The sequence below is a fragment of the Morganella morganii H1r genome (genome assembly GCF_000633515.1).
Taxonomy (GTDB): Bacteria; Pseudomonadota; Gammaproteobacteria; order Enterobacterales; family Enterobacteriaceae; genus Morganella; species Morganella morganii_B.
Genome location: NZ_AYMP01000024.1, coordinates 76,436 through 101,020 on the forward strand (window position 1 = coordinate 76,436; position 24,585 = coordinate 101,020).

The 24,585-nt window shown below is 47.9% G+C and carries 18 protein-coding genes and 1 pseudogene; 4 read left to right on the forward strand and 15 right to left on the reverse strand.

Going from position 1 to position 24,585, the window contains the following annotated elements:
- The first annotated feature begins 42 nt into the window (after window positions 1-42).
- A complete protein-coding gene (locus U868_RS0114715; protein ID WP_025153956.1) occupies window positions 43-525 on the forward strand; it encodes a hypothetical protein in 483 nt (160 codons plus the stop codon).
- A gap of 54 nt (window positions 526-579) precedes the next feature.
- Here the strand turns inward: U868_RS0114715 and fbaA are convergent, their stop codons facing one another.
- The 5 genes from fbaA to U868_RS0114740 form a co-directional block, all read right to left on the reverse strand.
- The gene (gene fbaA, locus U868_RS0114720) at window positions 580-1,656 is read right to left on the reverse strand and encodes a class II fructose-bisphosphate aldolase (protein WP_025153957.1); all 1,077 of its coding nucleotides are present in this window, start codon (window positions 1,654-1,656) and stop codon (window positions 580-582) included.
- 79 nt (window positions 1,657-1,735) lie between these two features.
- Entirely contained in the window at window positions 1,736-2,899 is a 1,164-nt protein-coding gene (pgk, locus tag U868_RS0114725) for a phosphoglycerate kinase (protein WP_025153958.1), read from the reverse strand.
- A gap of 69 nt (window positions 2,900-2,968) precedes the next feature.
- On the reverse strand, window positions 2,969-3,991 hold the full coding sequence (gene epd / locus U868_RS0114730) for an erythrose-4-phosphate dehydrogenase (protein WP_025153959.1): 1,023 nt from the start codon (window positions 3,989-3,991) through the stop codon (window positions 2,969-2,971).
- 265 nt (window positions 3,992-4,256) lie between these two features.
- Entirely contained in the window at window positions 4,257-6,251 is a 1,995-nt protein-coding gene (gene tkt, locus U868_RS0114735) for a transketolase (RefSeq protein ID WP_025153960.1), read from the reverse strand.
- Window positions 6,252-6,599: 348 nt separating this feature from the next.
- Window positions 6,600-7,937 carry a uracil-xanthine permease family protein gene (locus U868_RS0114740; protein WP_025153961.1) on the reverse strand — a complete coding sequence of 446 codons (1,338 nt, stop codon included), beginning with the start codon at window positions 7,935-7,937 and terminating at the stop codon, window positions 6,600-6,602.
- Window positions 7,938-8,380: 443 nt separating this feature from the next.
- On the opposite strand from U868_RS0114740, the gene U868_RS0114750 reads away from it, so the two are divergent.
- Window positions 8,381-9,592 (forward strand): tyrosine-type recombinase/integrase, encoded by a 1,212-nt coding sequence (locus U868_RS0114750; RefSeq protein WP_025153962.1) that lies wholly within the window; start codon window positions 8,381-8,383, stop codon window positions 9,590-9,592.
- A 123-nt stretch (window positions 9,593-9,715) separates the two neighbouring features.
- Entirely contained in the window at window positions 9,716-10,396 is a 681-nt protein-coding gene (locus U868_RS0114755) for a hypothetical protein (protein ID WP_025153963.1), read from the forward strand.
- Between the two features lie 41 nt (window positions 10,397-10,437).
- Here the strand turns inward: U868_RS0114755 and U868_RS0114760 are convergent, their stop codons facing one another.
- Entirely contained in the window at window positions 10,438-10,647 is a 210-nt protein-coding gene (locus U868_RS0114760) for a helix-turn-helix transcriptional regulator (protein ID WP_025153964.1), read from the reverse strand.
- Between the two features lie 207 nt (window positions 10,648-10,854).
- Between U868_RS0114760 and U868_RS0114765 the strand changes: the two genes are divergently transcribed.
- Window positions 10,855-11,544 carry a hypothetical protein gene (locus U868_RS0114765; protein WP_162817241.1) on the forward strand — a complete coding sequence of 230 codons (690 nt, stop codon included), beginning with the start codon at window positions 10,855-10,857 and terminating at the stop codon, window positions 11,542-11,544.
- Window positions 11,545-12,000: 456 nt separating this feature from the next.
- Here the strand turns inward: U868_RS0114765 and U868_RS0114770 are convergent, their stop codons facing one another.
- From U868_RS0114770 to U868_RS0114815, 9 genes and pseudogenes are all read right to left on the reverse strand, one after another.
- A complete protein-coding gene (locus tag U868_RS0114770; RefSeq protein ID WP_025153966.1) occupies window positions 12,001-12,270 on the reverse strand; it encodes a PAAR domain-containing protein in 270 nt (89 codons plus the stop codon).
- Window positions 12,263-13,189: a hypothetical protein gene (locus U868_RS0114775; protein WP_025153967.1), complete on the reverse strand. Its 927-nt coding sequence runs from the start codon at window positions 13,187-13,189 to the stop codon at window positions 12,263-12,265. The genes U868_RS0114770 and U868_RS0114775 overlap by 8 nt, the downstream gene beginning before the upstream one ends.
- Window positions 13,186-16,422, reverse strand: a complete 3,237-nt coding sequence (locus U868_RS0114780) for a toxin VasX (protein WP_025153968.1) — start codon at window positions 16,420-16,422, stop codon at window positions 13,186-13,188. The genes U868_RS0114775 and U868_RS0114780 overlap by 4 nt, the downstream gene beginning before the upstream one ends.
- Entirely contained in the window at window positions 16,419-17,645 is a 1,227-nt protein-coding gene (locus tag U868_RS0114785; RefSeq protein ID WP_025153969.1) for a DUF4123 domain-containing protein, read from the reverse strand. The genes U868_RS0114780 and U868_RS0114785 overlap by 4 nt, the downstream gene beginning before the upstream one ends.
- The gene (locus U868_RS0114790) at window positions 17,642-19,678 is read right to left on the reverse strand and encodes a type VI secretion system Vgr family protein (RefSeq protein WP_025153970.1); all 2,037 of its coding nucleotides are present in this window, start codon (window positions 19,676-19,678) and stop codon (window positions 17,642-17,644) included. Before U868_RS0114790 ends, U868_RS0114785 begins: the two co-directional genes overlap by 4 nt.
- A 95-nt stretch (window positions 19,679-19,773) precedes the next feature.
- Window positions 19,774-20,292, reverse strand: a complete 519-nt coding sequence (locus U868_RS0114795) for an Hcp family type VI secretion system effector (RefSeq protein WP_025153971.1) — start codon at window positions 20,290-20,292, stop codon at window positions 19,774-19,776.
- Window positions 20,293-21,972: 1,680 nt separating this feature from the next.
- Window positions 21,973-22,530, reverse strand: a complete 558-nt coding sequence (locus tag U868_RS0114805) for a YagU family protein (RefSeq protein ID WP_025153973.1) — start codon at window positions 22,528-22,530, stop codon at window positions 21,973-21,975.
- Window positions 22,531-22,749: 219 nt separating this feature from the next.
- A pseudogene (locus tag U868_RS23685) lies at window positions 22,750-23,829 on the reverse strand (DEAD/DEAH box helicase); the annotation flags it as partial.
- Between the two features lie 14 nt (window positions 23,830-23,843).
- Window positions 23,844-24,125 (reverse strand): hypothetical protein, encoded by a 282-nt coding sequence (locus tag U868_RS0114815; RefSeq protein ID WP_025153974.1) that lies wholly within the window; start codon window positions 24,123-24,125, stop codon window positions 23,844-23,846.
- Window positions 24,126-24,585: the final 460 nt, after the last annotated feature.

Consider the following 24,585-nt stretch of genomic DNA (forward strand, 5'->3'; position numbering starts at 1 on the left):
AGCTTCTCTGTCTCTTTGTTTTTATACAGGTGTCCCCAGACTATGCAATTAAGCACACGACAGGTTCGTTTATTCACCCTGGCAACCCTGCTCGGTGCCGGAAAACCGGTTCCGTCAGATGAAATCCTGGCGACACTCCGCTGCTCAGAGGCAACTCTGACCCGTACTTTCAAAGAGTTACGTGATACCTGGTCGGCAGAAATCCGCTACCGCAAAGCCTCACACACCTATGAAATGACTGATCCGGGCACACTGGATCGCAAAACACTGAAAAAGATGAGTGAAGAGCTGGAGAGCCATAACGGGCAGAAATCGGTGTATTACTGCGGGAAGGTGTCACTGGATAAAGAGAAGAAGAAAGCGGTATCGCTGTCACTGACCGGCACAACAATCCGGAAAATAGCGCATTTATCCATGCTGTCCGGTAAAACCCGCAGTGACGCGGTAGAGATGCTGGTCAACCTTCATATCGATGAGTTAATTGAATCGATAATCCGGCGAAATGAAAGTCAGCAGAAAAAATAATCCGTAAAAAAAGCCCGGTAAAATACCGGGCGATTTTATTATTCACGCAACAAATTACAGAACGTTAACGCAGTTCAGCTCTTTGAATGCTTTTTCCAGACGTTCGATCATTGTCTGCTGACCGGCACGTAACCATGCACGCGGGTCATAGTATTTTTTGTTCGGCTTGTCTTCGCCTTCCGGGTTGCCCAGCTGGCCCTGCAGATAACCTTCGTTTTTCTGATAGTAGTGCAGGATACCTTCCCAGGTTGCCCACTGAGTATCGGTGTCGATATTCATTTTCACCACACCGTAACCCACAGCTTCTTTGATTTCTTCTGCAGTGGAGCCGGAACCGCCGTGGAAAACGAAATTCAGGCTGTTGTGCGGCAGGTTATATTTCTCAGAGACGTAGTCCTGAGAGTTACGCAGAATTTTTGGTGTTAACTGCACGTTACCCGGCTTGTAAACGCCGTGTACGTTACCGAATGATGCAGCGATAGTGAAACGCGGGCTGATGGCATTCAGTTTTTCATAAGCGTACGCCACGTCTTCCGGCTGGGTGTACAGAGCGGAGTTATCGAGGTGGGAGTTATCCACGCCGTCTTCCTCACCACCGGTGCAGCCCAGTTCGATTTCCAGGGTCATACCGATTTTCGCCATACGGGTCAGGTATTTGCTGCAAATCTCAATGTTTTCTTCCAGTGACTCTTCTGACAGGTCGATCATGTGAGAAGAGAACAGCGGTTTACCGGTTGCGGCAAAGTGTTTTTCACCGGCATCCAGCAGGCCGTCTAACCACGGCAGTAATTTCTTCGCACAGTGGTCAGTGTGCAGAATGACCGGCACGCCGTAATATTCCGCCATCTGATGCACATGATGCGCACCGGAGATAGCACCCAGAACCGCAGACTGCTGACCTTCGCCTTTAAAACCTTTACCGGCGATAAATGCGGCACCACCGTTTGAGAACTGAACAATAACAGGCGCACGGACTTTGGCCGCCGCTTCCAATACGGCGTTGATCGAGTCTGTCCCGACGCAGTTTACCGCTGGCAGTGCAAAATTATTCTCTTTGGCTACCGCAAAGATTTTCTGAACATCATCGCCAGTGACGACACCGGGTTTTACAAAATCAAAAACTTTAGACATATCAAATTTCCTGTATTGGTCTTTCGGAAGTTGTCACGGGCAGCTCACACTGCCCGTTGTTGTCATCTGATTATGACTGTTACTGTTTTGCACGTTCTTCGAGCATGACAACGGCAGGCAGTTTTTTGCCTTCGACGAATTCCAGGAATGCGCCGCCGCCGGTAGAGATGTAAGAGATTTTGTCCGCAATGCCGAATAAGTCGATAGCCGCCAGGGTATCACCGCCGCCTGCGATAGAGAATGCGTCACTGTCAGCAATGGCGTTAGCCACGATTTCAGTCCCTTTACGGAAGTTCGGGAACTCAAACACGCCTACCGGGCCATTCCACAGAATGGTTTTGGCATTTTTCAGGATATCAGCCAGGTGCTGTGCGGATTCATCACCGATATCCAGTACCTGTTCGTCATCTTTGATGTCATTGGCTGATTTCAGCACCGCTTCTGCGGTTTCTGAGAACTCAGTCGCCACACGGACATCAACCGGTACCGGGATATCACAGCTGCTGAGTAATTTTTTCGCTTCCGGAATCAGGTCATCCTCATACAGTGAACGGCCGACATTGTGCCCTTCCGCTGCAATAAAGGTGTTGGCAATACCACCGCCGACGATGATCTGATCCGCGATTTTGGACAGAGAGTCCAGTACGGTCAGTTTGGTGGACACTTTAGAACCGCCGACAATCGCCACCATCGGACGCGCCGGATTATCCAGTGCTTTGCCGAGTGCATCCAGTTCCGCCCATAACAGCGGACCGGCACAGGCAACAGGTGCAAATTTTGCCACGCCGTGAGTCGATGCCTGGGCGCGGTGAGCCGTCCCGAATGCATCCATCACGAAAATATCACACAGTGATGCATACTGTTTTGACAGGGTTTCGTCGTCTTTTTTCTCGCCTTTGTTAAAGCGGACGTTTTCCAGTACCACCAGCTCACCGGCATTGAGTTCAAGGCCGTTGAGGTAATCTTTTTCCAGGCGCACCGGGCAGCTCAGTTTATCTGCCAGATAATCAACAACCGGTTTCAGTGAAAACTCTTCGTTGTATTCCCCTTCAACCGGACGGCCGAGGTGAGAGGTCACCATGACTTTGGCACCCTGTTTCAGTGCGGCTTCGATTGTCGGGAGCGAGGCACGGATACGTGCATCAGAGGTAACTTTGCCATCTTTGACAGGAACGTTCAGGTCAGCACGGATAAAAATACGTTTACCCGCCAGATCCAGATCGGTCATCTTAATTACGGACATGGTGAATCCTCTTGTTGATTCTCTTATCAGTTAAATTGTGTTCAATTTTCTGCCGGGGCACGCCGTCCCTCAGTGAAAACCAGCCTCAGCCATTGCCAGAGTGGTATCCAGCATACGGTTCGCAAAGCCCCATTCGTTATCGCACCAGACCAGCATTTTTATCAGATGCTGTCCGCTGACGCGGGTCTGGGTACCGTCAACGATAGCACTGTGCGGATCATGGTTAAAATCCGCCGAGACTAACGGTAACTCTGTGTAGTCCACTATACCACGAAATGCCCCTGTCGCTGCGTTTTGCAGAAGGCGGTTTACATCCTGCGTGGTGACATTACTTTTTACGGTGACGCTCAAATCAATCGCCGTCACATTAATTGTAGGCACCCGGACTGAAATCGCCTCAAAATGATCTTCAAATTTCGGGAAAATCCGCCGGATCCCCGCAGCCAGTTTGGTATCCACCGGTATGATGGAGTGCCCGGCCGCCCGCGTGCGCCGCAAATCACTGTGATACGCATCAATCACCGGCTGGTCATTCATCGCCGCGTGAATGGTGGTCACTGTACCGGACTCGATACCGAATCCCTCATCCAGTAATTTTATCACCGGAATGATGCAGTTGGTGGTACAGGAGGCATTCGATACAATGTTATCCTGCGCCGTCAGTGTGTCATGGTTAACACCGTAGACAATGGTGGCATCCAGGTCGTTACCGCCGGGATGGGAAAACAGCACTTTTTTCGCACCGTCAGCGATATGTGCCAGCCCGTCATCACGGGAGCCGTACACGCCGCTGCAGTCCAGCACCACATCCACACCCAGTTCCGCCCAGGGTAACTGATGAATATCCGCTTCATGCAGGATACGGATAGTGTCATCACCGACTTTCAGTGTATTTTTATCTGTCAGCTGTACCGGTTTAAAAAAGCGCCCGTGGCTTGTGTCATATTGAAGTAAGTGTGCAATACCTTCGGAATCCGCCAGCTCATTAATAGCAACAACGGTAATCTGCGTGTTACGCCCGGTTTCATACAACGCCCGCAGCACACTCCGCCCGATTCGCCCAAACCCGTTGATTGCAATTTTTATTGTCATAGTATCCTCAGAAATAGCCAAATTATCAGCGGACTAAGAATAACGAACTCACGGGTTTTTGTACGGGGTATTTATCATAGAAACCGTAATCTTTTTTATCCTTTACGGCACAATCATAATACCCTTACTACTGAAACGGTTCAGCTTAATGAAGACAGGTTATGCTAAATGAAAAAAGATCGCAAGACAGTCAGAGGAGCAAAAACAAAAAAAGCGCATTCGGTCAAAAAAACCGGAATGCGCTTTCAGAATCTGTATCAGCAGATTATTTCAGCAGGGCTTTCGCCTGAGAAACCACATTTTCAACAGTGAAACCAAATTCACTGAACAGCTGACCGGCTGGTGCAGATTCACCGAATGAATGCATGCCGACAATGGCACCCTGCATACCGGTGTATTTGAACCAGTAATCGGCAATACCCGCTTCGACAGCAACACGTGCAGTCACGGCTGACGGCAGAACAGATTCACGGTAAGCGGCATCCTGTTTGTCGAATGCATCGGTGGACGGCATGGAAACCACCCGCGCTTTACGGCCTTCGGCTGTCAGCTGCTCGTATGCTTTCACGGCCAGTTCCACTTCAGAACCGGTTGCAATCAGGATCACGTCCGGCTGACCTGCGCAATCTTTCAGGATATACGCCCCTTTTTCGATATCTGCCAGCTGCTGCGCAGTACGCGGCTGCTGTGCCAGATTCTGGCGGGAGAAGATCAGGGATGTCGGGCCGTTTTTACGCTCAATCGCGTATTTCCAGGCTACCGCAGATTCCACCTGGTCACACGGACGCCATGTGCTCATGTTTGGTGTCACGCGCAGGCTGGCGATTTGCTCAACCGGCTGGTGAGTCGGGCCGTCTTCACCCAGACCGATAGAGTCATGAGTGTAAACGAAGATGCTGCGGATCTTCATCAGAGCCGCCATACGCACCGCATTACGGGCATATTCAACGAACATCAGGAAGGTCGCGCCGTAAGGAATGAAACCGCCGTGCAGGGCGATACCGTTCATGATGGCAGACATGCCGAACTCGCGCACGCCGTAGTGAATGTAGTTACCCGCTTTGTCTTCATTGATTGGCGCAGAGCCGGACCACATGGTCAGGTTACTCGGTGCCAGGTCAGCGGAACCGCCCATAAATTCAGGCAGCACTTTACCGAACGCTTCCAGTGCATTTTGTGATGCTTTACGGCTGGCAATGCTGGCCGGGTTGTCCTGGAGGTTCTGAATGAAGGCGTTTGCGTCAGCTTCCCACTGTGCAGGCAGTTCACCGTTTACACGGCGGCGGTATTCGCGGGCCAGTTCAGGGAAGGCTTTTTCGTAGTGAGCGAATTTCACATCCCACTCAGATTCAGCGGCAGCACCGGCTTTCTTCGCATCCCACTCCGTGTAGATTTCCTGCGGGATTTCGAACGGCGCATACGGCCAGTTCAGTGCTTCGCGGGTAGCGGCGATTTCCGCATCACCTAACGGAGAGCCGTGTGCATCCGCAGTACCGGCTTTCTTCGGTGAACCGAAACCGATAACCGTTTTGCACATCAGCAGGGATGGTTTGTCAGTAACCGCTTTGGCTTCTTCAACGGCTGCTTTGATCTGGTCAGGGTTGTGACCGTCAATGCCGCGTACAACGTGCCAGCCGTAAGCTTCAAAGCGTTTGGCGGTATCGTCAGTGAACCAGCCCTGAACATTACCGTCGATGGAAATGCCGTTGTCATCATAGAAGGCAACCAGTTTACCCAGCTTCAGGGTACCGGCCAGAGAGCAGGCCTCGTGGGAGATCCCTTCCATCATACAGCCGTCGCCCATAAAGACGTAGGTGTGATGATCAACAATATCGTGACCCGGACGGTTGAACTGCGCCGCCAGTGTCTGTTCCGCAACAGCAAAACCGACTGCGTTTGCGATACCCTGGCCTAACGGGCCGGTGGTGGTTTCCACGCCCGGTGTGTAACCGTATTCAGGGTGACCCGGCGTTTTGGAATGCAGCTGACGGAAGGCTTTTAAGTCATCCACCGATACATCATACCCGGTGAGGTGCAGCAGGCTGTAAATCAGCATTGAGCCGTGGCCGTTTGACAGCACAAAGCGGTCACGATCACTCCAGTGCGGGTTTGACGGGTTGTGCTTCAGATAGTCGCGCCACAGTACTTCCGCGATATCAGCCATGCCCATTGGTGCGCCGGGGTGTCCGGAATTTGCCTTTTGCACCGCGTCCATGCTCAGGAAACGAATCGCATTAGCAAGAGTTTTACGAGAGGTCATTGTCTACTCCAGGTTCGGATAAAAAGCAGATACAGGCTATTTTCGCAGTGCCGCGCACGGATGGCAATCCTTATCACCGGTCAGAGGCAAAGGGTCGGGGCTGAAAAGGCAACAATAAGACGTCAGGCGAGGCGTGTCTGAGGACAGAAAAATACTTCGCACAGGCGGCATTTTCGCTGACTAAATCGTTTTAGCACCAGGTATTGCGCAACAGCGGAAGTGACCTATTAAACCCGATTACCACAATGAATAGCAAGCGGAAATACCGCATTCTGTGCGCTTATCCGGCGGATGGCGGGAGTTTCCTGCCGGCAGCGGAAAAATTCCGCTTACCGGCAGACGAAGATATTACGGTTTCTCTTTTTTACCGATGACACTGTCAAAGTTGAATAAAAGATTCAGCACGATAGCCAGAACAAAGGTCACTATCACGCCCTGGGAAAGAATAATCCGCAGCATTTCCGGCAGCTGAGAAAGCGCTTCCCGCTGACCGTTAAACATCAGCCCGACACTGACTGAAATCCCGACCACCATCATATTGCCCATTTTGGTCATATCGACGGATTTTGTCAGTGTGTCTATCCCCGCCACAGTAATAAAGGCAAAAATCACCAGGGTTGCACCGCCGAAAACCGAAGCGGGGATCATGGTCGCAATTGCGGAGAATTTGGGAATAATGCTGAGGATAATCAGGATCACGCCGCTGCACGCGGTCACATAACGGCTGCGCACACCGGAAATAATAATCACCCCCGCGTTGTTAATAAAGGAGGTCAGCGGCGTACAGTTAAACAGCCCGGAAATGGTCACCGCCACCCCTTCCCCGCGCATCGGGGAATTCAGGGCATTACCTTCCATAGAGCGGTTGCACAGACGGCCGACAGTGGAGAAAGTACCGACAGAATCCAGAGTGGCCATAAAGGTACCGAGGAACATCAGAATAATGGCGGTCAGATCAAACTGAATGCCGTAATGGGCGGGACGGACAAACGAAAACCACCCGGCGCTGCTCACCGGACCAAAATTGACCATATCCATCACCACCGCCACCAGAGTGGCCACGATCAGACCGATAAGAATCGACATTTCCCGCAGCGCGCCTTTACCGAAGCGGTTTAACAGCACAATCACCGTGATAGTCAGCACGCCGAGAAAAATACCGGCCGGGTCGCCGTAGGAGGCATCCCCCGGATAACCGACAATGCCGGAAAACGAAACCGGCAACAGGGAAACACCGAGCATAATAAGATAACAACCGATCACTATTGGTTTGAATAAGAAAGCGATTTTTCCGTACAGCGGCGCGAGAAAGAACAACAGCACACCGGAAACCAGTGTCCCGCCGAAAACATAAGGCAGTGATTCAAGTCCCCCGCCGAACCGCGAGGCGATAATAAAAACCGGCGGCATCGCCACAAACGAGGTGCCGAGGATCAGCGGCAGACTGACACCGACATATTTGGTGATACTCAGTGACTGGATAAGTGTCCCCACGCCGGAAACAAAAATCGCGGCGGCAATCAGCAGGGTGGTATCTTCCTGCGACAGTTTCAGAACCTGGGAAATTACTATCGGCACGGCAATGGTGCCGGTAAACATGGCAAAAATATGCTGAACAGCATACGGAAACAGTTTCCGCATCGGCATCATTTCATTGACTTCATCACTCCCGGTGTTTGTTTTCATAAATACAACCTCTGTGATTGGTTTTATTGTTTTTACCGGCACAGCGGCGACGGCCGCGCAACCGGTTACGGAAAACAAACAGCAAGATATGTGCCAGCACCTGAACATTATTTATTCACATAAAGTATGAGTGTGGTCACAACGTATTATCAAAATGATAAGAAAGGTAATAGCGCGGGATGATAATGATACAGGGTGATTATGCAGCGTAAAAACAGAAAAGCCCTGACATTGTTGTCAGGGCTTCTGTAATCTGGCGGAACGGACGTCCGCTTACCACACGTTTAATTACGTCTGATTCAATACAACATATCCATTATTATCAATGTATTATGTATATCTTCATTCCAATTTACTATAATTGAATCCTTTCTGTTCCAACTGCTGATGGCATACCCGATGGCATACCAAAAGGCACACCCGATTTTCAGGAATTCATCATTATGGCCTTATTAACAAACGCTAAAGCGAAACATATACAACCCGGTGACAAGCCATTATCTCACGGAGGAGTTACCGGACTTTCACTTCACCCATCCTCTGCAAAAGGCCGGGGAAAATGGGTTTTACGTTATGTCAGCCCCGTCACCGGAAAACGACGGAATGCCGGACTGGGTACGTACCCGGATATTTCAGTTGCAGAGGCTTCCCGTCTGGCATCTGTTATGCGCCAGCAGATCACTGACGGACTTGACCCGCTTGAGCTGAAAAAATCAGCTGAACTGACACCGACAGTACCTACATTTGAAGAAGCAGCCAGGTTACTGCATGCTGAATTATTGCCCGGCTGGAAAAACAAAAAACACGCGACTCAGTGGATAACCACGCTGGAACAATATATCTTCCCTGTCATCGGCAAATCAGCGATAGATACAGTTACGCCTGCCGATATCGCCTCAGCACTGTCCCCGGTCTGGCTGACCAGGGCTGAAACAGCCTCCAGAATCAAACAGCGTATTCACGCTGTTATGCAGTGGGGATGGGCTCACGGATACTGCACTGCTAATCCTGCCGACGTCGTCACGCATCTGTTACCCCGGCAGGTCAGTGCGCATATCCGTACAGAGCATCAGCCAGCCATGCCCTGGAAAAAACTACCATATTATCTTGCAGAGTACGTCAGAACAGACGAAAGGTACAACGTCACCCGTGCCCTGCTGTTATTTGTTATTCTGACCGCATGCCGTTCCGGGGAGGCCAGAGCCATGCAATGGTGTGAAATTGATTTCCGTCAGCATATCTGGACAATTCCTGCAGAAAGAATGAAGGCGAGCCTGCAGCACAGGGTTCCCTTATCTCAGCAGGCTGTGGATTTGCTGCATAGTCTCAGAGGACTGCATGACACCCTTGTTTTTCCGTCACCGAGAAAACAGGCCATCCTCACTGATATGGTTCTCACTTCGTTTTTGCGCCGGACACATGCTCCCAGTGACAGCCGGGGGCGCACGGCGACAGCTCATGGCTTTCGTTCAACATTCAGGGATTGGTGTTCTGAGCATGGCGTGCCCCGCGACCTGGCTGAGAGAGCGCTTGCGCATACAGTGAAGAATAAAGTGGAAGCGGCTTATCATCGTACAGACCTGCTTGAACAGCGGCGACCGGTGATGCAACAGTGGGCTGATTTTATCCTGCCGCAGGAATATCTGAAACAATAAAATAACACTGATTACATCCCCCGCATTGTTATCTGAAGCAGATCACAGTTATATCAGCCAGAAGCATGATAATTTTTTACAATACTGGGATTGACACTCTCGTATTTTAAGGAATTTGATATAATGAATGAATATGAACCAATATTCCGTAGTACATGTGAGTTTTATCTGAGATCATTACATTCAATTTCAGCTAGCTACTTAGCTGAAAATAAAAGTGATGAAGAAATAAAAATACTTACTGATAATTATATAAACAAATATATTGAATTATCACTGGATCAGGAGGAATTCGATAACTATTATTCTGATGTCAATTTCCATAATGTAATTGAACTAAATAATAAATTATCACTCGATTTATCAGTTATGTCATATATACGGGCAACGCAGTTTTACGCAAAAAATGATTTTAATAATGCAAGTATGCACATTAATGAGGCTTTATTCCAAATCGGATTATTGCATGGTTATTACCTTCAGGCATTATATGAAGAGCGATCATCAGAGCGCATGTCAAAAGCTGCCTCCGAAACCGAGAAAGCAAAAAACAGCAGACGAATTAAAAAGGAAATTTTAGATTATCTGAGTGAGAATGCCAGGAGATATCCCTGGACATCAATTGATGATTGCATACCTGAACTTATCAGTATGCTGACGGAAAAAGCAAAAAACACCCGGGAGTTTACAATAAATCCGGATACAATACGCGCTAATATTAAAAAATGGGCACGTAGCTCATCAAAAAGTGAATCTGACCGGGAATTTCAGGAACAGTTAGCTGAATTATTTTATCCTGCATAAGTGCTCACCCGGTATTTCGGACGAATACCGGGTGAGTTATCTTAACATCGGTCTTTTTTTCTTTGTATCAGCCAGTCATTAACTTCAGACTCATCCCAGCCAATAGATTTTCCGGATAATCTGAAAGGTCTGGGAAATCCGGTATTATACCTTGGAGAATCCCGGTTCAGCCAGTCATATAACGTTGACCTGGCTATCTTCAGTTTCTTTACCATATCCCCAACACGGAGAATAACCGTAGAATCACTCATAAAAACCTCCTGTTTACTGGTACGCAGAAAGGTTACATATCATTTTGTTTCCACACAACATTTTATACTTTTGTAAAAATTTACACATGCATAACCGAACAAAAAACAACCAGTCATTTTGGTGTAACGAAGCTCTGGTGTTATCCGGTAAATGCGGTATCATAAAAAACTGATTGATTTATTTGGTCATTCTGAAGAGGCAATCACATGACAGCACAAACACTACAGATAAGTGAAACACAATTTAAAGTATACCGGCGCTTATTCAGGGATTTATTGTTTTCTCACGGCCATACAATATGGCCCGGCTATGATATCGAAATTGTACTCAATAACCACATTGAAAAAAATGAAGCGGAAATTTTTGCTGAAGATGATAAATGGCTCAATGAAAAGTGTACCGATTTCAAATCAGGTTTGAGTACTAAAGAGCCGGTTAAAACAGCAACAACCTACGCCTTATTTTTATACTGTAAATCCAAAAAAGAATTTCTTAATAATTATCATGAGAAAGCAATAAGCAGCATAAGTGAAGCACTTTACTATCTGGGATATAGTTGTGGATTACTTTCCTCCACACCAGAAATATGTTTAAACGCAGCGTTTCGTTCTGATTACACACTGTCCTCTGATGACCCAACCGTAATAAATGAACGGAAGATAAAAAATGAAATCATTATTTTCCTCAGAGAAAATATACATTCGTATCACTGGCAGACATACAAAGATGCATACAACGATATTCTGAAAATGCTTATAAACAATGCCCCAAAATCCGGTTTTACATTCACACCACAAACACCGGTAAATGTGACTGACTGGGGAAATCCGAAAAGACCGGACAGAGATTCAAAATTTTTGGCGCAATTATCTGAAATATTCAGTTCGTCAAAATGAAGCCCATGAATCCCTGAGTCTGTACTCTTAGCAGAGATATCATCAAGACGGCCAAAACACGTGTTTTTCCGGAATTTCGTCCATGAACACCACTGATGGGACCGGAAAATAAGCACGGGTATATCTCGCAATGGGCTATCCTTCAATTGACCCGCTCCCCGTTGATTAAGACATCGCAATATTAGTACTGCCGGTTGCTTGCATGTTCTGACAACAGCAGACTGATCCGACCAGGAGCCCCGGGGGGACAACAAATGTACGGAATGCTTCTCAATCTAAAATTAAAAAGGGGTTCTGCGTCATAATCCCGGACTTTCCGTCCGTCAAAATTATCCTCTGCTCCAGACTTTCATACTTTTATACCCGAATAAATGGATAATATTAATCTGGCACCCTTTACGGATACCCGTAAAGGGTGCCGCTACACTGTTATTTTTTTGTTTGATACTTCTGCATTTAATCCGCTGCAACCAGCAGGCATCCTCCGGAACATCCGCATGTCACTTTATGGCCTTCCAGGGCAACCGGTATGCCGTTTATTTTCATCAAACTGTCACCTTCCGCAATTGTCCCCGTCTGTTCACACGACGGGCAATACACCGGGTCCCCCACACAGGCAATCCCCTGCGTTTGTTTCGCAACAGAAGAGCCCCGGAGAACAGTACCTCCGGTATTGGTGGTGTCATTTTTTAAAATGATCTTACGACCATTCACAACACTACGCATGACGTTGCTTCCTGTTATCAAACTTTGCCAGAATCTGCGCAACCTGTTGCTCAAAATCGTCGGGAAGCGGATTTTTACCAAATGACAGGAATGGTTTACGCGCCTGATAATCCGAGGCTGAAACAGCATCACGTCCCTGCTGCATATAGGCATTGAGGAATGTAATAAAACGGTGGTTTTCGCGGTCCGTACTGGTCAGAAAAGCCGAATAATGCGAGACATTCGGCCGGAAGAGAATTGTTTTCAGTTCACCGGATTTCTGGTCAAGACCATAAAGTTTGATAGCGGGCATTTTACCGGCTAACCCGATTTGCGCCTCTTCATAACGGGTTACATATACTTTTCCCATGCCGTAGCTGTACAGAATACCCCGTTGCCTGTCAGCAATAAGGTGTGCCGGAGGAACAAAGAAAGCCAGATACCCAAATAGCCATAACGCCCCCGGGAAGAGGATAAGCCAGCCTATAACAAGGTATTTACCATTCTGACTCCCGGTAAAAAATTCACCTGAATTATAAGCTTTAATATATTCCCACCAACTTATATCTTCTTTACCAAAATATGGTTCGTATGATTCAATCATCATAATTGTATCAGGATGCAAATTGGTTTTATTTGTATATTTTTTTTCTACATACTGAACCATTTGTACTATAGATTTTTTTTTGCCCTGATGATTATCAATAAAACCAAATAGTGTATAACACGCCATAATCAGGATAGCGATAAAAAAAGGAATTATGTTGGTTAACTGACTGTTACGTTGCGGTGAGTTAATCACACAACGCTGCTCATTTACAGCATCCAAAAACACCAGTTTACGGGGGGCTAAAGGGTCATCATAGGTGTGACTTTCCCCGGTTAATAATGTTGTCTCCAGCTGCTCAGGATGCCTGGTTGCGGTATATAAACTGGTCATGCGGTGCCCTCTTCATCAATACAACCATAGATTTTCTCTTCCGGGTTATTATCCCGGTAACGTAACGGGGCGATATCCCCGTTAAGCCGGTCAACCAAATAATACCAGTAAACGGAAGGTATCTTTTCCCTTACCGGACTCCCCATAAATACAGAGGTATAAACTTCAAATTTCAGCTCAAGGTCACTATTACCGGATTTCGCTTTTTTGGCTGTCTCTCTGTTTCTCAATGTGGTTTCCAGTGCATTTTGCAGTGCGGATTCAAATGCAGCATTGAATTTTTTGTTCTGCGATGCCAGATACTGAATACCGCGACGTGTGACAACCTTATCACCGGGTTTTGCGGGTCTGTCTGACGGATTAACAGGCAGGGATTTTTTCTCAGCCAGCTGATACTCAATATCAGAGAGACCGTACTGGAAATTCGATAACTTAAAATGGTACTGAATCATATAATGTACCACGCCGTAATTTATTTCATTACGGGGAACATTCGGATTCGGAACGGCTTCAACCTTAAGTTGTGAGGTGAAAAATAAATTTTTAAACTCCTGAATCTCTATCTGATAATAATTTTCATAATCATCGAAAAAATTAATATATTTCTCCATTTGTTTTATTTTTGATGATGGCCTTGTAACGTCTGTATTGTTACTTTTCTTATATCCCCCGGCAAAATATTTATCACCATTTCCCCAAAAACATTTCTTCAGTAAATTTTCAAAGTCATCAGTTTTAAACCAGTGATAAACAGCCGATCCAATTCCTATCAGGACTGCACCAATGACTACCAGCTCCCAGGCAAAAGCGAAAAGAAACAGTGTGGTGACACTGGTTATTTGTGTTAATCCTAACCCAGCCATACCCAAAGAAAAAACCAATGAGCCAACAGCTTCTGTAATTTTAGCCGAACCGGTAATATTGTTGCCGTCCATAAATTCAGCTGCCGCTTCCGCAACAGGTAGTGCAAACCCCATAAATGTAACGGTATATCCGAAAAGTTTCATGCCGGCTTTACCCAGCTCCGTTTTTATTTCAGGAAGTGTTATTTTTGTCAGCAACCGCTGAAGGGGCGGATAGGTAATAGTCGAGGAGTATCCCGGCGCAGCTTTACGGATATTAATTATTGCATCCGCCGTGCTTAACAGATTGGCAACCATCTGTACCCGGAAAAGATTAGCTGCGGCAACATGCAACGGGGAATTGAGCTCAAACTCTTTTGTTCTGGCCACAACACTGAGTTCAATAATGCCGCTGATAAGCGCAAAAACTTTCTCACCGAATTGAATGTGCTCCATCAGTGACTTTTTACCTTCAGGCAATACCGTTTTATGAAAATCCGTTATCAGCCCAAATTTTGCCGTCGTTATCACCGGTGCTGAGCCCGAGGCCTGCAGCCGCTTATCCCAGTCAAACATCTTTTTCATTTCGTTCGCAACCGGTTTTAATGACTCAGATTTGGCGTTCAGTGAGTTCATCCACACTCTGAATGTATCCGCCCCCAGCGTATTCAGTTTATCAACACTCAGTGTGACACCGTAATAGGCTAAAAATGCAGGCAGCACTTTACGGGCAAGAAAATCGATGCCTGCTTTGCTGATACGGCGGACCTGGTTCCGGGCCTCACCGAGCATCGGATGGATTTCGGCATAAGCATAGCCGAGCACATCCCAGCAAATCATAACGGCGGACTGCAATACAGGCAGCACCCGCTTCTTAAATACGGTCAATGCCTCACTTTTTATTTCATCTTCATTCAGTACGCTGAGAAAGCTGGTCATAAACGATACCCAGATACTGCTTTCTTCCGTATCAGCGGAGAACAGGATATCAAGCTTTGCACGCCCGTAAGCGGTGCTGTTCAGCGGTGTCAGAAGCAGTTCATGTAACTGACTCCAGGCGTTAAGCTCATCCAGAAATCCGGAATGCGGGAAATCCCCTGACTCATATTGTTCCTGAATTAAAAATGCATGGTCAAGATAGTGTTTTATTCCTCCCTGCCGGGAAGAGACTGCCGGATTTGTCAGAAAATCATAGTAAATCTGAATGACATTATTTTGTAAGGCTTCAAATTCCTGATAACCTTTATCAATTTGCGGCCAGTAGGTTTTCCAGCCGGGCACATCAATATGCTTGTTAAACTTTTCCGCTAACTTCTGTCCTGCCCCGGTTTTTGCCATTTCGTCACTGCTGAACTGTGTTTCTAATACCGAAAGGTACTGACCGATTTTGTTGGGATACTCCCAGTGATGCTGAAACATGGCATAGGATGTGGTGACAAAGGAATACAGAGATAAGATATCTTTCTGATACCCGACCGGGTCATACAGTGCAACAAGGCAGCTCTTTTCTTCGTGATCAAGAAATTGCTCTATCTGATTTAACAGCCGGTCTGTTGTTGCTGTTGCACTGCTGAGGGCGGCGATATGTGAGAAATACTCTTTAGGCAGCGGATTGCCAATCGCCCTTGTGTGTTCGGTAAATACCGAAAACTGCTGCTCCTCTGCTTTGTACTCCTCAACAAGATGTTCAACATGCTCCTCACTGAGCTCAAGCGCATGCGGATTATGGCTGAAATCAACCACATTGATTTTCTGCATAAATGCACGGCGGTAAGATTCATCCGTTTCTATTTTATTTAAAACATAATCAGACAGAGGAATGTCGCTGAAGATGAACGAAGCATTGATGACATCTTTTTTTACCGGCAGATAAGGATACTGACAGGATTGTTCCTGCAGTGTATTGTCCGATGCACAGCGCAGACAAGGAATAAACCCTTCTTCAGCATCACCGGCCTCTCTCGCTTGTTGTGCTTCCGGCGTTATATCATCATCAGTATAAACATATCCGTCATCATAATACCGGACGATATGTTTAAAAATCAGCAGTTGCCCCCGGGAGTCTGTCCGGGTCGGGAATTGCCCTTCCTCAAAAACATAAACCCAGCCGGGTCTCAGTAATCTGACAGAAAATCCCTTTGTTTCCGCCATTGAGGATGCCGTCATCAGCGTTGAAACCTCCGGCGGCATCGCTGCCGCGGCATTTTTATCCCCCGATAAATTCGAATAGGCATAGCGCACCGGATAGACAGGACGGTGTTCATTCTCACACGGGCAAATCACCGCATCTGCCGGTAAATTACGCGGCGCGGCCTGATTAACCGCCTCCACCATTTTACGGAGGTGTTTCTCTTCCGGGGTTAAAACATCAGAACTGACATGTTCAGTCATACGGGGACTCCCTGCGCCTGTATACAAAAGGCATAACAATGATAGTTAAATAACACCTGGTTGTGCTGATAAGGCCGTGCATGCTCACAGGCACGTTCCCAGAGCGCGGTATCGTGACGGCACAGATAACGGGCGGATAACCGGTACATTAACGCCTGCATCCGGGTGACCCCCGCCAGAAAGCTCAGGTTGGCTTCACGGATAAGATAACTGCCGGAGACGGTTTCACCGCCGTCCTGTTCCGGCGCGGACCCGGCACCGTGCTGCTCAATCAGCTGCCGGGTTTTTGCCAGGGTACTCATCAGGGTCAGCCGGGCATAATGACCGTAAAGCCGCTCATTGATAAACAGCGCTTCGCGCCGCCCCGTACCGGTAACACCGGCAGAAAAGGTAATGGTCACCCCCTCCGGATATGCCGGGCTGTACCCCGCAAAAGCCGTCACGCCCCCGGCGACACTGAGCAGCTGCCCGTGTGTCAGTGATTCTGCAAAGGGAATAAAATGGCGGACATCATAAAACCGGAAAAAACTCCAGCTGCCGGTGACCTGATTTCGCAGATACGTCATCCTGCGTAGCTGCCGGTGCATTTCCGGAAAGGGTTTGCTGCTGCTGATAAAAAATCCGGCGGCGGCTTTATCCGGCAGGTTCAGACAATGAGCCAGAAACTGTTTCCCCGCACGATCGGCACTGATTTGCACCAGATACGGCGCACGGTCGGCAAGACTTTCCTGCGTTTCCCCCTGATACAGCGACTGCCACGGCAGGTGAGTGCCGAGCAGCACCGGAACAAGGTGCTGTCCGGTCTGACGGTGATATTCACCGCTGTCGATCACCGCAAAAAGCGGGATACCCGGGATAAACCCCGGCGGGCCCGGCTGATAATGAATATCACCGTTTTCCGACGGCAGCGGGCAGGTCAGATTATGTTCACCGGTTAATACGGCGGGCAGTCCCTCATCATGCTGGCGGATAACCTGCCGCAGTAACGGTAACTCCGCCTGCTGACTCTCTCCGGCATACGCTGTCAGCGGCTCCAGGGTATCGTACTGAGCGGCACTGTAGTGTTCCGGCTGCGCTGAAAAATACCGGCGCATATTGCGGATGGCCTGATCTCTGTCCGCCCCCGCCACGGTCATTACCCCACTGAACTGCATGTCATCCCGGGTATAGCGGCACTGCGCCACCCAATACGCCCGGAAAACAGCCTGAGAGACCGGCATCATGACGCCCCTTTCTTCATGGCTTTTGCCCGGCAGTCTTCTGCCAGCGGCAGTCCTTCATTCACCGCCGCTTCCGGTAAAACAACCGTTCCCGGTGCGCCTGCGGCGATTGACACCGGACCTTTCAGGGTAATATTTCCGGTGATCGTCACGCCCTGCCCGTCCAGCTGAATAGAACCGGCTTTTCCTCTGATAAGAACAGTGTCGCCTGCCTGCAGCGTATGCACCCGGGTGTGCGTGTGAATGCCGCCTCCGGCGGTTAATGTATAATCGCCCTGCACAACACTCTGTTTGTTTTCACCCACTTCCTGAAAATGTCCGGCCCGGATCACTTCTTTCCAGCTGTTATCAATCCGGGTGATACGGTCTTTACCTATCTGCTCAAACTGATTCACGCCGATGTTCAGTGTCTGCTCATTCGTGACATGAATAAATTCGTCATGACATACCTCGTGCTTACGGTCATTCACCACGGTATGCACTTCATCATGTCCGATATGCTGGGTTTTGTTGTGGTTAATATGGATGTTATTATCCCGCTGGGCATGGAGGTAAATCTCTTCACTCCCGTCTTTATCCTCAAACCGCAGCTCGTTAAACCCCTCCCCCTTATGGGTTTTGGTACGGAACGTGGTGCGGGTTTTCTCGACCGGCAGCGTCAGCGGCGGACTGTTGCGCCCGTTATACGTGCAGCCGGTGATGATCGGGCAATCGATATCCCCGTTAAGGTAAGAAATAATCACTTCCTGCCCGATACGCGGGATCGACATAAACCCGAAACCGTCCCCGTTCCAGCCGTGGGCCACCCGCACCCAGCAGGAGGCGCTGTGATCCGGCCTGCCGCGCCGGTCCCAGTGAAAACGGACCGTGACAGCGCCATCGGCGTTGGTATAGATTTCCTCCCCCGGCGGCCCGACGACCGTTGCCAGCTCGTTACCGTCAGCGGTCGGTTTATAGCGGAACGGCGGACGCCATTCCTGAGCGCCCGGGATAAACTGCACGGTATTACTGAAGGTGGTCCCCTCACCGCCGCTGTTGTCCGCCAGGGGCTGCACACCCCGGTGACTGACACTGATCACCTGCCACGACTGATTCATGGCTGCTGACGGATGGTTTTTCAGGGTAAAGAGTTTACCCGGCCTCAGCGCAAAGCAGTTGGTGCCCGCACTGCCGGTCTGACGTTCATTCTGGGATTGCTCATAGCGCAGCATCGTAAAGTAACCGCCCTGCTCATCCTGCTGAAAACGGCCGTAGCTTTCAAAGGTGGTGTGTTGCCGGTGAACATCCCCGGTCAGCTGATGTTCAAGGGGATAGGAGGGATTCTGCGGGTTGTAATCTTTGTGGATCTGAATATCACCGCATAACTGCTCAGCATAGCGCCAGGAGAATGCCGTGCTGTCACGGGTGTCTGTATCCGCCTGCGGGTTGTAGGTCAGGTGAATACCCGCTGTCATGCCGAGATGACTGTCACTGTAAAACAGTTTCGGGCCTTCCTCGGACCAGAAATTAATCCCTTCCTCAAAAGCCAGACGACACCAGAAATCATAAGCGGATTCCCGCTTCTGGGTAATGTAATCCCGCTTCCCGTGCAGTGCGCCGTCATAAAATTTCAGGTCATTTTTGACATGCGCCTCATTCAGCAGGGTGGCGAGGACTTCCGGTACGGACTGCTGGCGGAAAATGCGGCTGTCCTGATTGAGCGTCATGATCCACATTTCCGGGCGGATCATAAACTGATACCAGGTTTTGTTGCCGTCAGTATTACCCTGTTCGGCGGAGGCCAGCAGTCCCTGCACGGTACGGACCTTAACGCCGTTGCGGGTGACTGTCAGTGAGGCGGCAGAGCCGAGACAGGCCTGAAAATCGACGGACGGCAGCAGACTGACGGCAGAAACGGATAAGGAAAATAAGGCAGAAAGCGTTTCATCCAGGGTGAACGCGGTCACCCGGAAGGTGTTTTCCGGCAGCCGCCCGATTTTACAGGTAAAGACCAGTCCGGAATTGCCCGGCAGCAGGTCAGAAAGAGAAGGAACCACAACAACCCCGTACAGTAACAGTCACGGACAGCAGTTATCCCGGTGTCCGCAGGAAATAACAGAAATCCGTCCGGAAACCGGACGGACTGTATTGATTACGCTTCGACTGGCGCACGCCAGTCATCAGCACCGGAGGTGCCTGCAACGGTGTGGTCCCAGTTGATTTTGCGGTAGGCCAGTGAGACTTCAATCAGCTGTGTGTAATCCGATTTGGACGGATCCTGGCAGTGCGGCATTTTGCAGTCGATATTGACGATAGTGGCATCTTCCAGAGCGGTGGTGAAGAAGTGCTCCTGCTTACCTTCAACGGAGGTACGGTACCATTTCAGTTCAACAGTCGGCAGCATTTCACCGGATGCCAGAGCGTTGTACAGCAGCGGAACCGCTTTGTTCATTGCCACGGTGAATTTAAAGGGACGGTGCGCACGCTGGCCGGATGGCTGACCGGATTGCGGGTCAGTCGGAACAGTCACCACATGGTCAAACTGCTGCACCAGCATCTCATCTTCGTGACCCTGCACATAGATGTTACCGACAGATTCAGCCGTAAATGCACCGGCGGTGATGTTGCCCTGGGTTTTACCTTCGATGGAGATATAGCACGGAGTTGGCATAGTAAATTCCTTATAATATAAAATGATAACAATGAGTTATCTGACAATGTGTAGTCATCAGCCAGTGCGCATGGTGTTGAGTCGGGAGATAATAAATTTCACTTACCTGTCTGTAAACAGCAGAGGGTCGTTTGTATCTCACAGGATCCGTCACTTAAGTTAAAATCGTTGCAAAAACAGGATATTTGACTACCAAAACAGGTCAATTGAGAGTGGTGCGGAGGAATAATTCAGATCACAAAAAAAACAAATAGCTATATTTTTTAACATATCTATCTAACATACTGTAAATAATAAGAAAAAAGGCATTTTTTTTCAGATCACAAAATAAAATATGTAACAAAGTACAAAAGCAATATAAGGCAATGAATAATAACAATAAAAATTCACATCCAAACGAAAATCATAAAACCCCCTTAATTTCCGCCCTGAAAGGTGAATCACAAGAAGACGAAGTCAGGATATTCTACTGGATCATGTTATCAGAGCGTTACGCAGCTAAACGTTATACAGGAAACACAGGCTGTTCATACAGATATAAGCTGTAGTAGCTCAGATTTAACCTGATACAGCTACGACACAGATCTAAACCTAATCTGACAGGCTGCTTTGTGCCAAAAGCGGACCTTTGCGCTAAAACTTAACGCAAAGGATATACGCCTGAGTGGACCACTACAGGCAATAAAAAAGACCGCACAGGGCGACCTTTGGAATATTTATCTGTTGGGACTATGTGGCTACGATATTTTGAACTACCTGAAAATCCTCGATAGTTGAAATGTGAACTATCCGGAAATTCCGGAGAATTGGTATTTAAGTTTATATATGATAAAACAAAGAAAATTAACCTAAATGGAATTAGTTATGTATGATGATTTGGAACGCCTGTTAACCTGGATATCTACCCTGGGATTCATTCTGCCTTTCTTTGCTTTTTATCTTATGAAGGGAGTAAGAAAAGAGACTTTCGGTACCATCACTCTGAGGTTGTTATTGGCAATAATAATCATTGCGGGAGCGTGGCTATTCAGTTGGCTTACTGACGCAAATGCTATTCGATTCTTTTAATTATTCCCTCGAATTCGAGGGAATTAAAATCCTTCAAACTCATCAAACATGAATATCTCGTTATGACTTTTTCTTATCTTGATTCATGCACTCCGGGCATAAAACTACAGTTTCCCGGGCTATAACCATGGCATGCTGAATCGCCCCATGCTCCGCCCAGTAATACCCTACATATGCAGTATCTTTTGCTTGCTGGAGCCTGATGCATGATTTTTTATGTAAAACAGAACAAAAATCGCTGTCAGGTAACACTAAAAAATAGTCCACCGCCGTTATTCTCAGTTTATATAAAACATAATTAACACCATAACCGAGAATTAAAAAAATTTGAAGTTTTGATAGCACCCAGCAAATGAGAGATTCCCATTCTTGTCAGAGAGAATGTGCCAGATACAAAAGCGCCCCTGTGTAAGGTCGAGTTATAGAGGGGCATAGCAAACATACCGGGAGTTTCAGTCAATAAAAACCCCCGCGATTACGAGGTTTAGAATTTGTGTAGTGCGCTAACCGTAAGATGCCCACTATTTCGAGATGATAAGGCACTTTCGGACAAAATGCAACTCTATATATAAATCATAAACATCTGCTTTTAAAAACTTAAAGTATTAGTGGTTATTTTTTAATCCAGCACCCACGGATCGGTCGTGAGAAAGAAGCCAGGACTGCAATCAAGCAAATCTCGATAGATACCGACCAATAAATATGCCCTAAAAATTCACTCCAAAGCTCATAACCATTTAAATTCCATAACCAACCAACTACCCCTTGATTATAAGAGGGGTGACGAAAACCGAATAAAGGTATCATTATTCCATGAGCAAATATTGTTACAATAACCCCATATATGGCACCATACATAATTCTGATTTTAGGCGTGTAGGCCGATAACAAAACATAAACGAAAGAAAATGCAAAACTGAATAACCAGTGATACAAGGTTACAGCCCCGCTCACCAATGTTCCCTGATAAAAATAATCCAGCGAGTGAGAGTTCACACCCAGCCAACCTAACCAAGCATCAATATTTGCTGCCGGTGGTGATATTTCACCAGCCACCCTTGGCGGCATATTTACCTCAGAGCCCCACTTAACAAGTGCGCTTATAAATCCCCCAATAAGCGTACCCCAAACAAGTATTTTTAAATTTGTTTTATCTTTCCACACTGACATAGAATTCATCCTCTCAATTGTATCATAACCATATTAAACAACATTTTCTTCACAAGATACACATGTAATCATACTTATATCATAGGGATTTAAAGTACTATTTATAGCTATCTATCGCTTTTACAAATGATTCCTCTGCCTGGCTTTCTTCAATAAAATACTTACCCGTTAATTTTTCATAAAATGTTTTCCAGTTTCTGCGCCATGTTCTCTCGTTGACCCGAGGCGATGCACGGTACCGGAGTGATCCAGAATAATCGCACGGTCTTTACCTTTGGCTGGGCGCAGGGCTCTGCCGATCGCCTGTAACCAGCGGATTTCTGATTTAGTCGGTCTGGCGTAAATAATGCAGCGGACATTGCTGTCGAACCCGGCAACCAGTACGCCCACATTCACGATGATTTTTGTCGCGCCAGTCTCAAACCGGTGAATAATCAGACCCCGGTCTTCGTGTGGCGTGTTTGCCGTCATCACCTTGGCATTGATGCCTGCTTTGTTAAATTCCATCGTGACGAAATTGGCGTGGCTGACGTTGACGTTGACGCAGAAGCACACTGTGGGCTGATTCTCACCCAGCGTTAACCAGTTACTGACCAAATCACCCAGCGTTAACCAGTTACTGACTAAATCACCCACCAAGTCGGCACCGCACATGGTCTCGGCTATTTCTTCCTCTTTGTAATCGCTGCCGTACTCGTCGCTGCGGGTACTTTTCACGCCGGACAGATCGGGTTTTGTCGGGGCGTAAAACTCATATGGGCTCAGATCCCCGCGATCGATAAGCTCTTTTATCGTGGTCGGTTTTATCAGTTTTTCGTAATAATGCCCGAGGAACGGGGAGAGCGGTGTACCGGACAGGCCAACCACCTTACAGCGGGTTTGCGTGGTCAGCCGGGTGATTTGCTCCAGAATTTTTTTCGGCGCAGGTGTGCCTCATCGATAATCATCAGGTAGATATTGTCCGGGAAGTCACGGCGGATCAGCGTGTCAGCTGAGGCAATCTGAATAAGCTTTGCCGGATCGCGGTTCGGGTGATCCCGCCAGATATATGCAATTTCATCTTCCGGCAAGCCGTATTCGATAAAGCGTTGTGCAGTCTGACTAGTCAAAACGGTGAAAGGACAGATCATCATTACACGCATACCCCGCGATATAAAACCATCCGTCATAAATGCCGCAAGACCCGTTTTACCGGCACCGGTCGGGGCGTAAATCATGAACGAGGCATACTTGCTTCCACGACTGCCGCAACGTGGTCAGCGCCCGTTCCTGTGCGAATTTTGGTGTAATTGTCAGCATAAAATCACCTCACCTTATTCTGTTTCACCGCCGGTCATGCCATAATTTTCCTGTGGCATGCTCTCCCCAGCTGTGTCATATGCAAATGCCGGTGTGGTACCCTGGCCGGTTTCTCTGATCCGGCATTTGCTCCCTTTCTCTTTCAGGTATTCTTTCCACTCGCGAATAATCCGCTTACTGTCCTCACGGTGCCCGGCTACCGGCATCTCCTGATACATGCGGTCATAGTCAATATCGTGATAATGCGGATTGCGGATAAACCCGCACACAATTAAATATAAATGTCTGATCAGCACGACACTTTCCTTTTATACATAAACTACAGCTAAACCGCCTACTCCTTCCGGTACTGCATCTACAGGATGTTCAGCGTAAGCAGGATAACCTGTAACAGCTGGTATGGGTAGCGAAGTACCAGCAGGGCCGGGTATCGCTTTACATAACAATCAACCTTCAGCGTGACTGAAACGGGGCTATTTAAAAAGAAAATTACCGATGCGCTGGTGACGGCCGCGACGGAAATGGCTGATACCTGAGCGGGTTCCCCTGTACCTGTGGTGAATTCTGCGGCATCAACCCGCGGTGGTTATTTGTGCTGGTCACGATTATCTTACATAAAAAAAATATCAGTCCGAACCTGTGGTTCCCTGAACTACTGCTCAGATTTTACCAGAGGGATACGGTAATGATGGAGATCATCGTTACGCCAACAAGAACATCATGATGTCAGTAGCTGGAGCCGGATACGCTCTATAA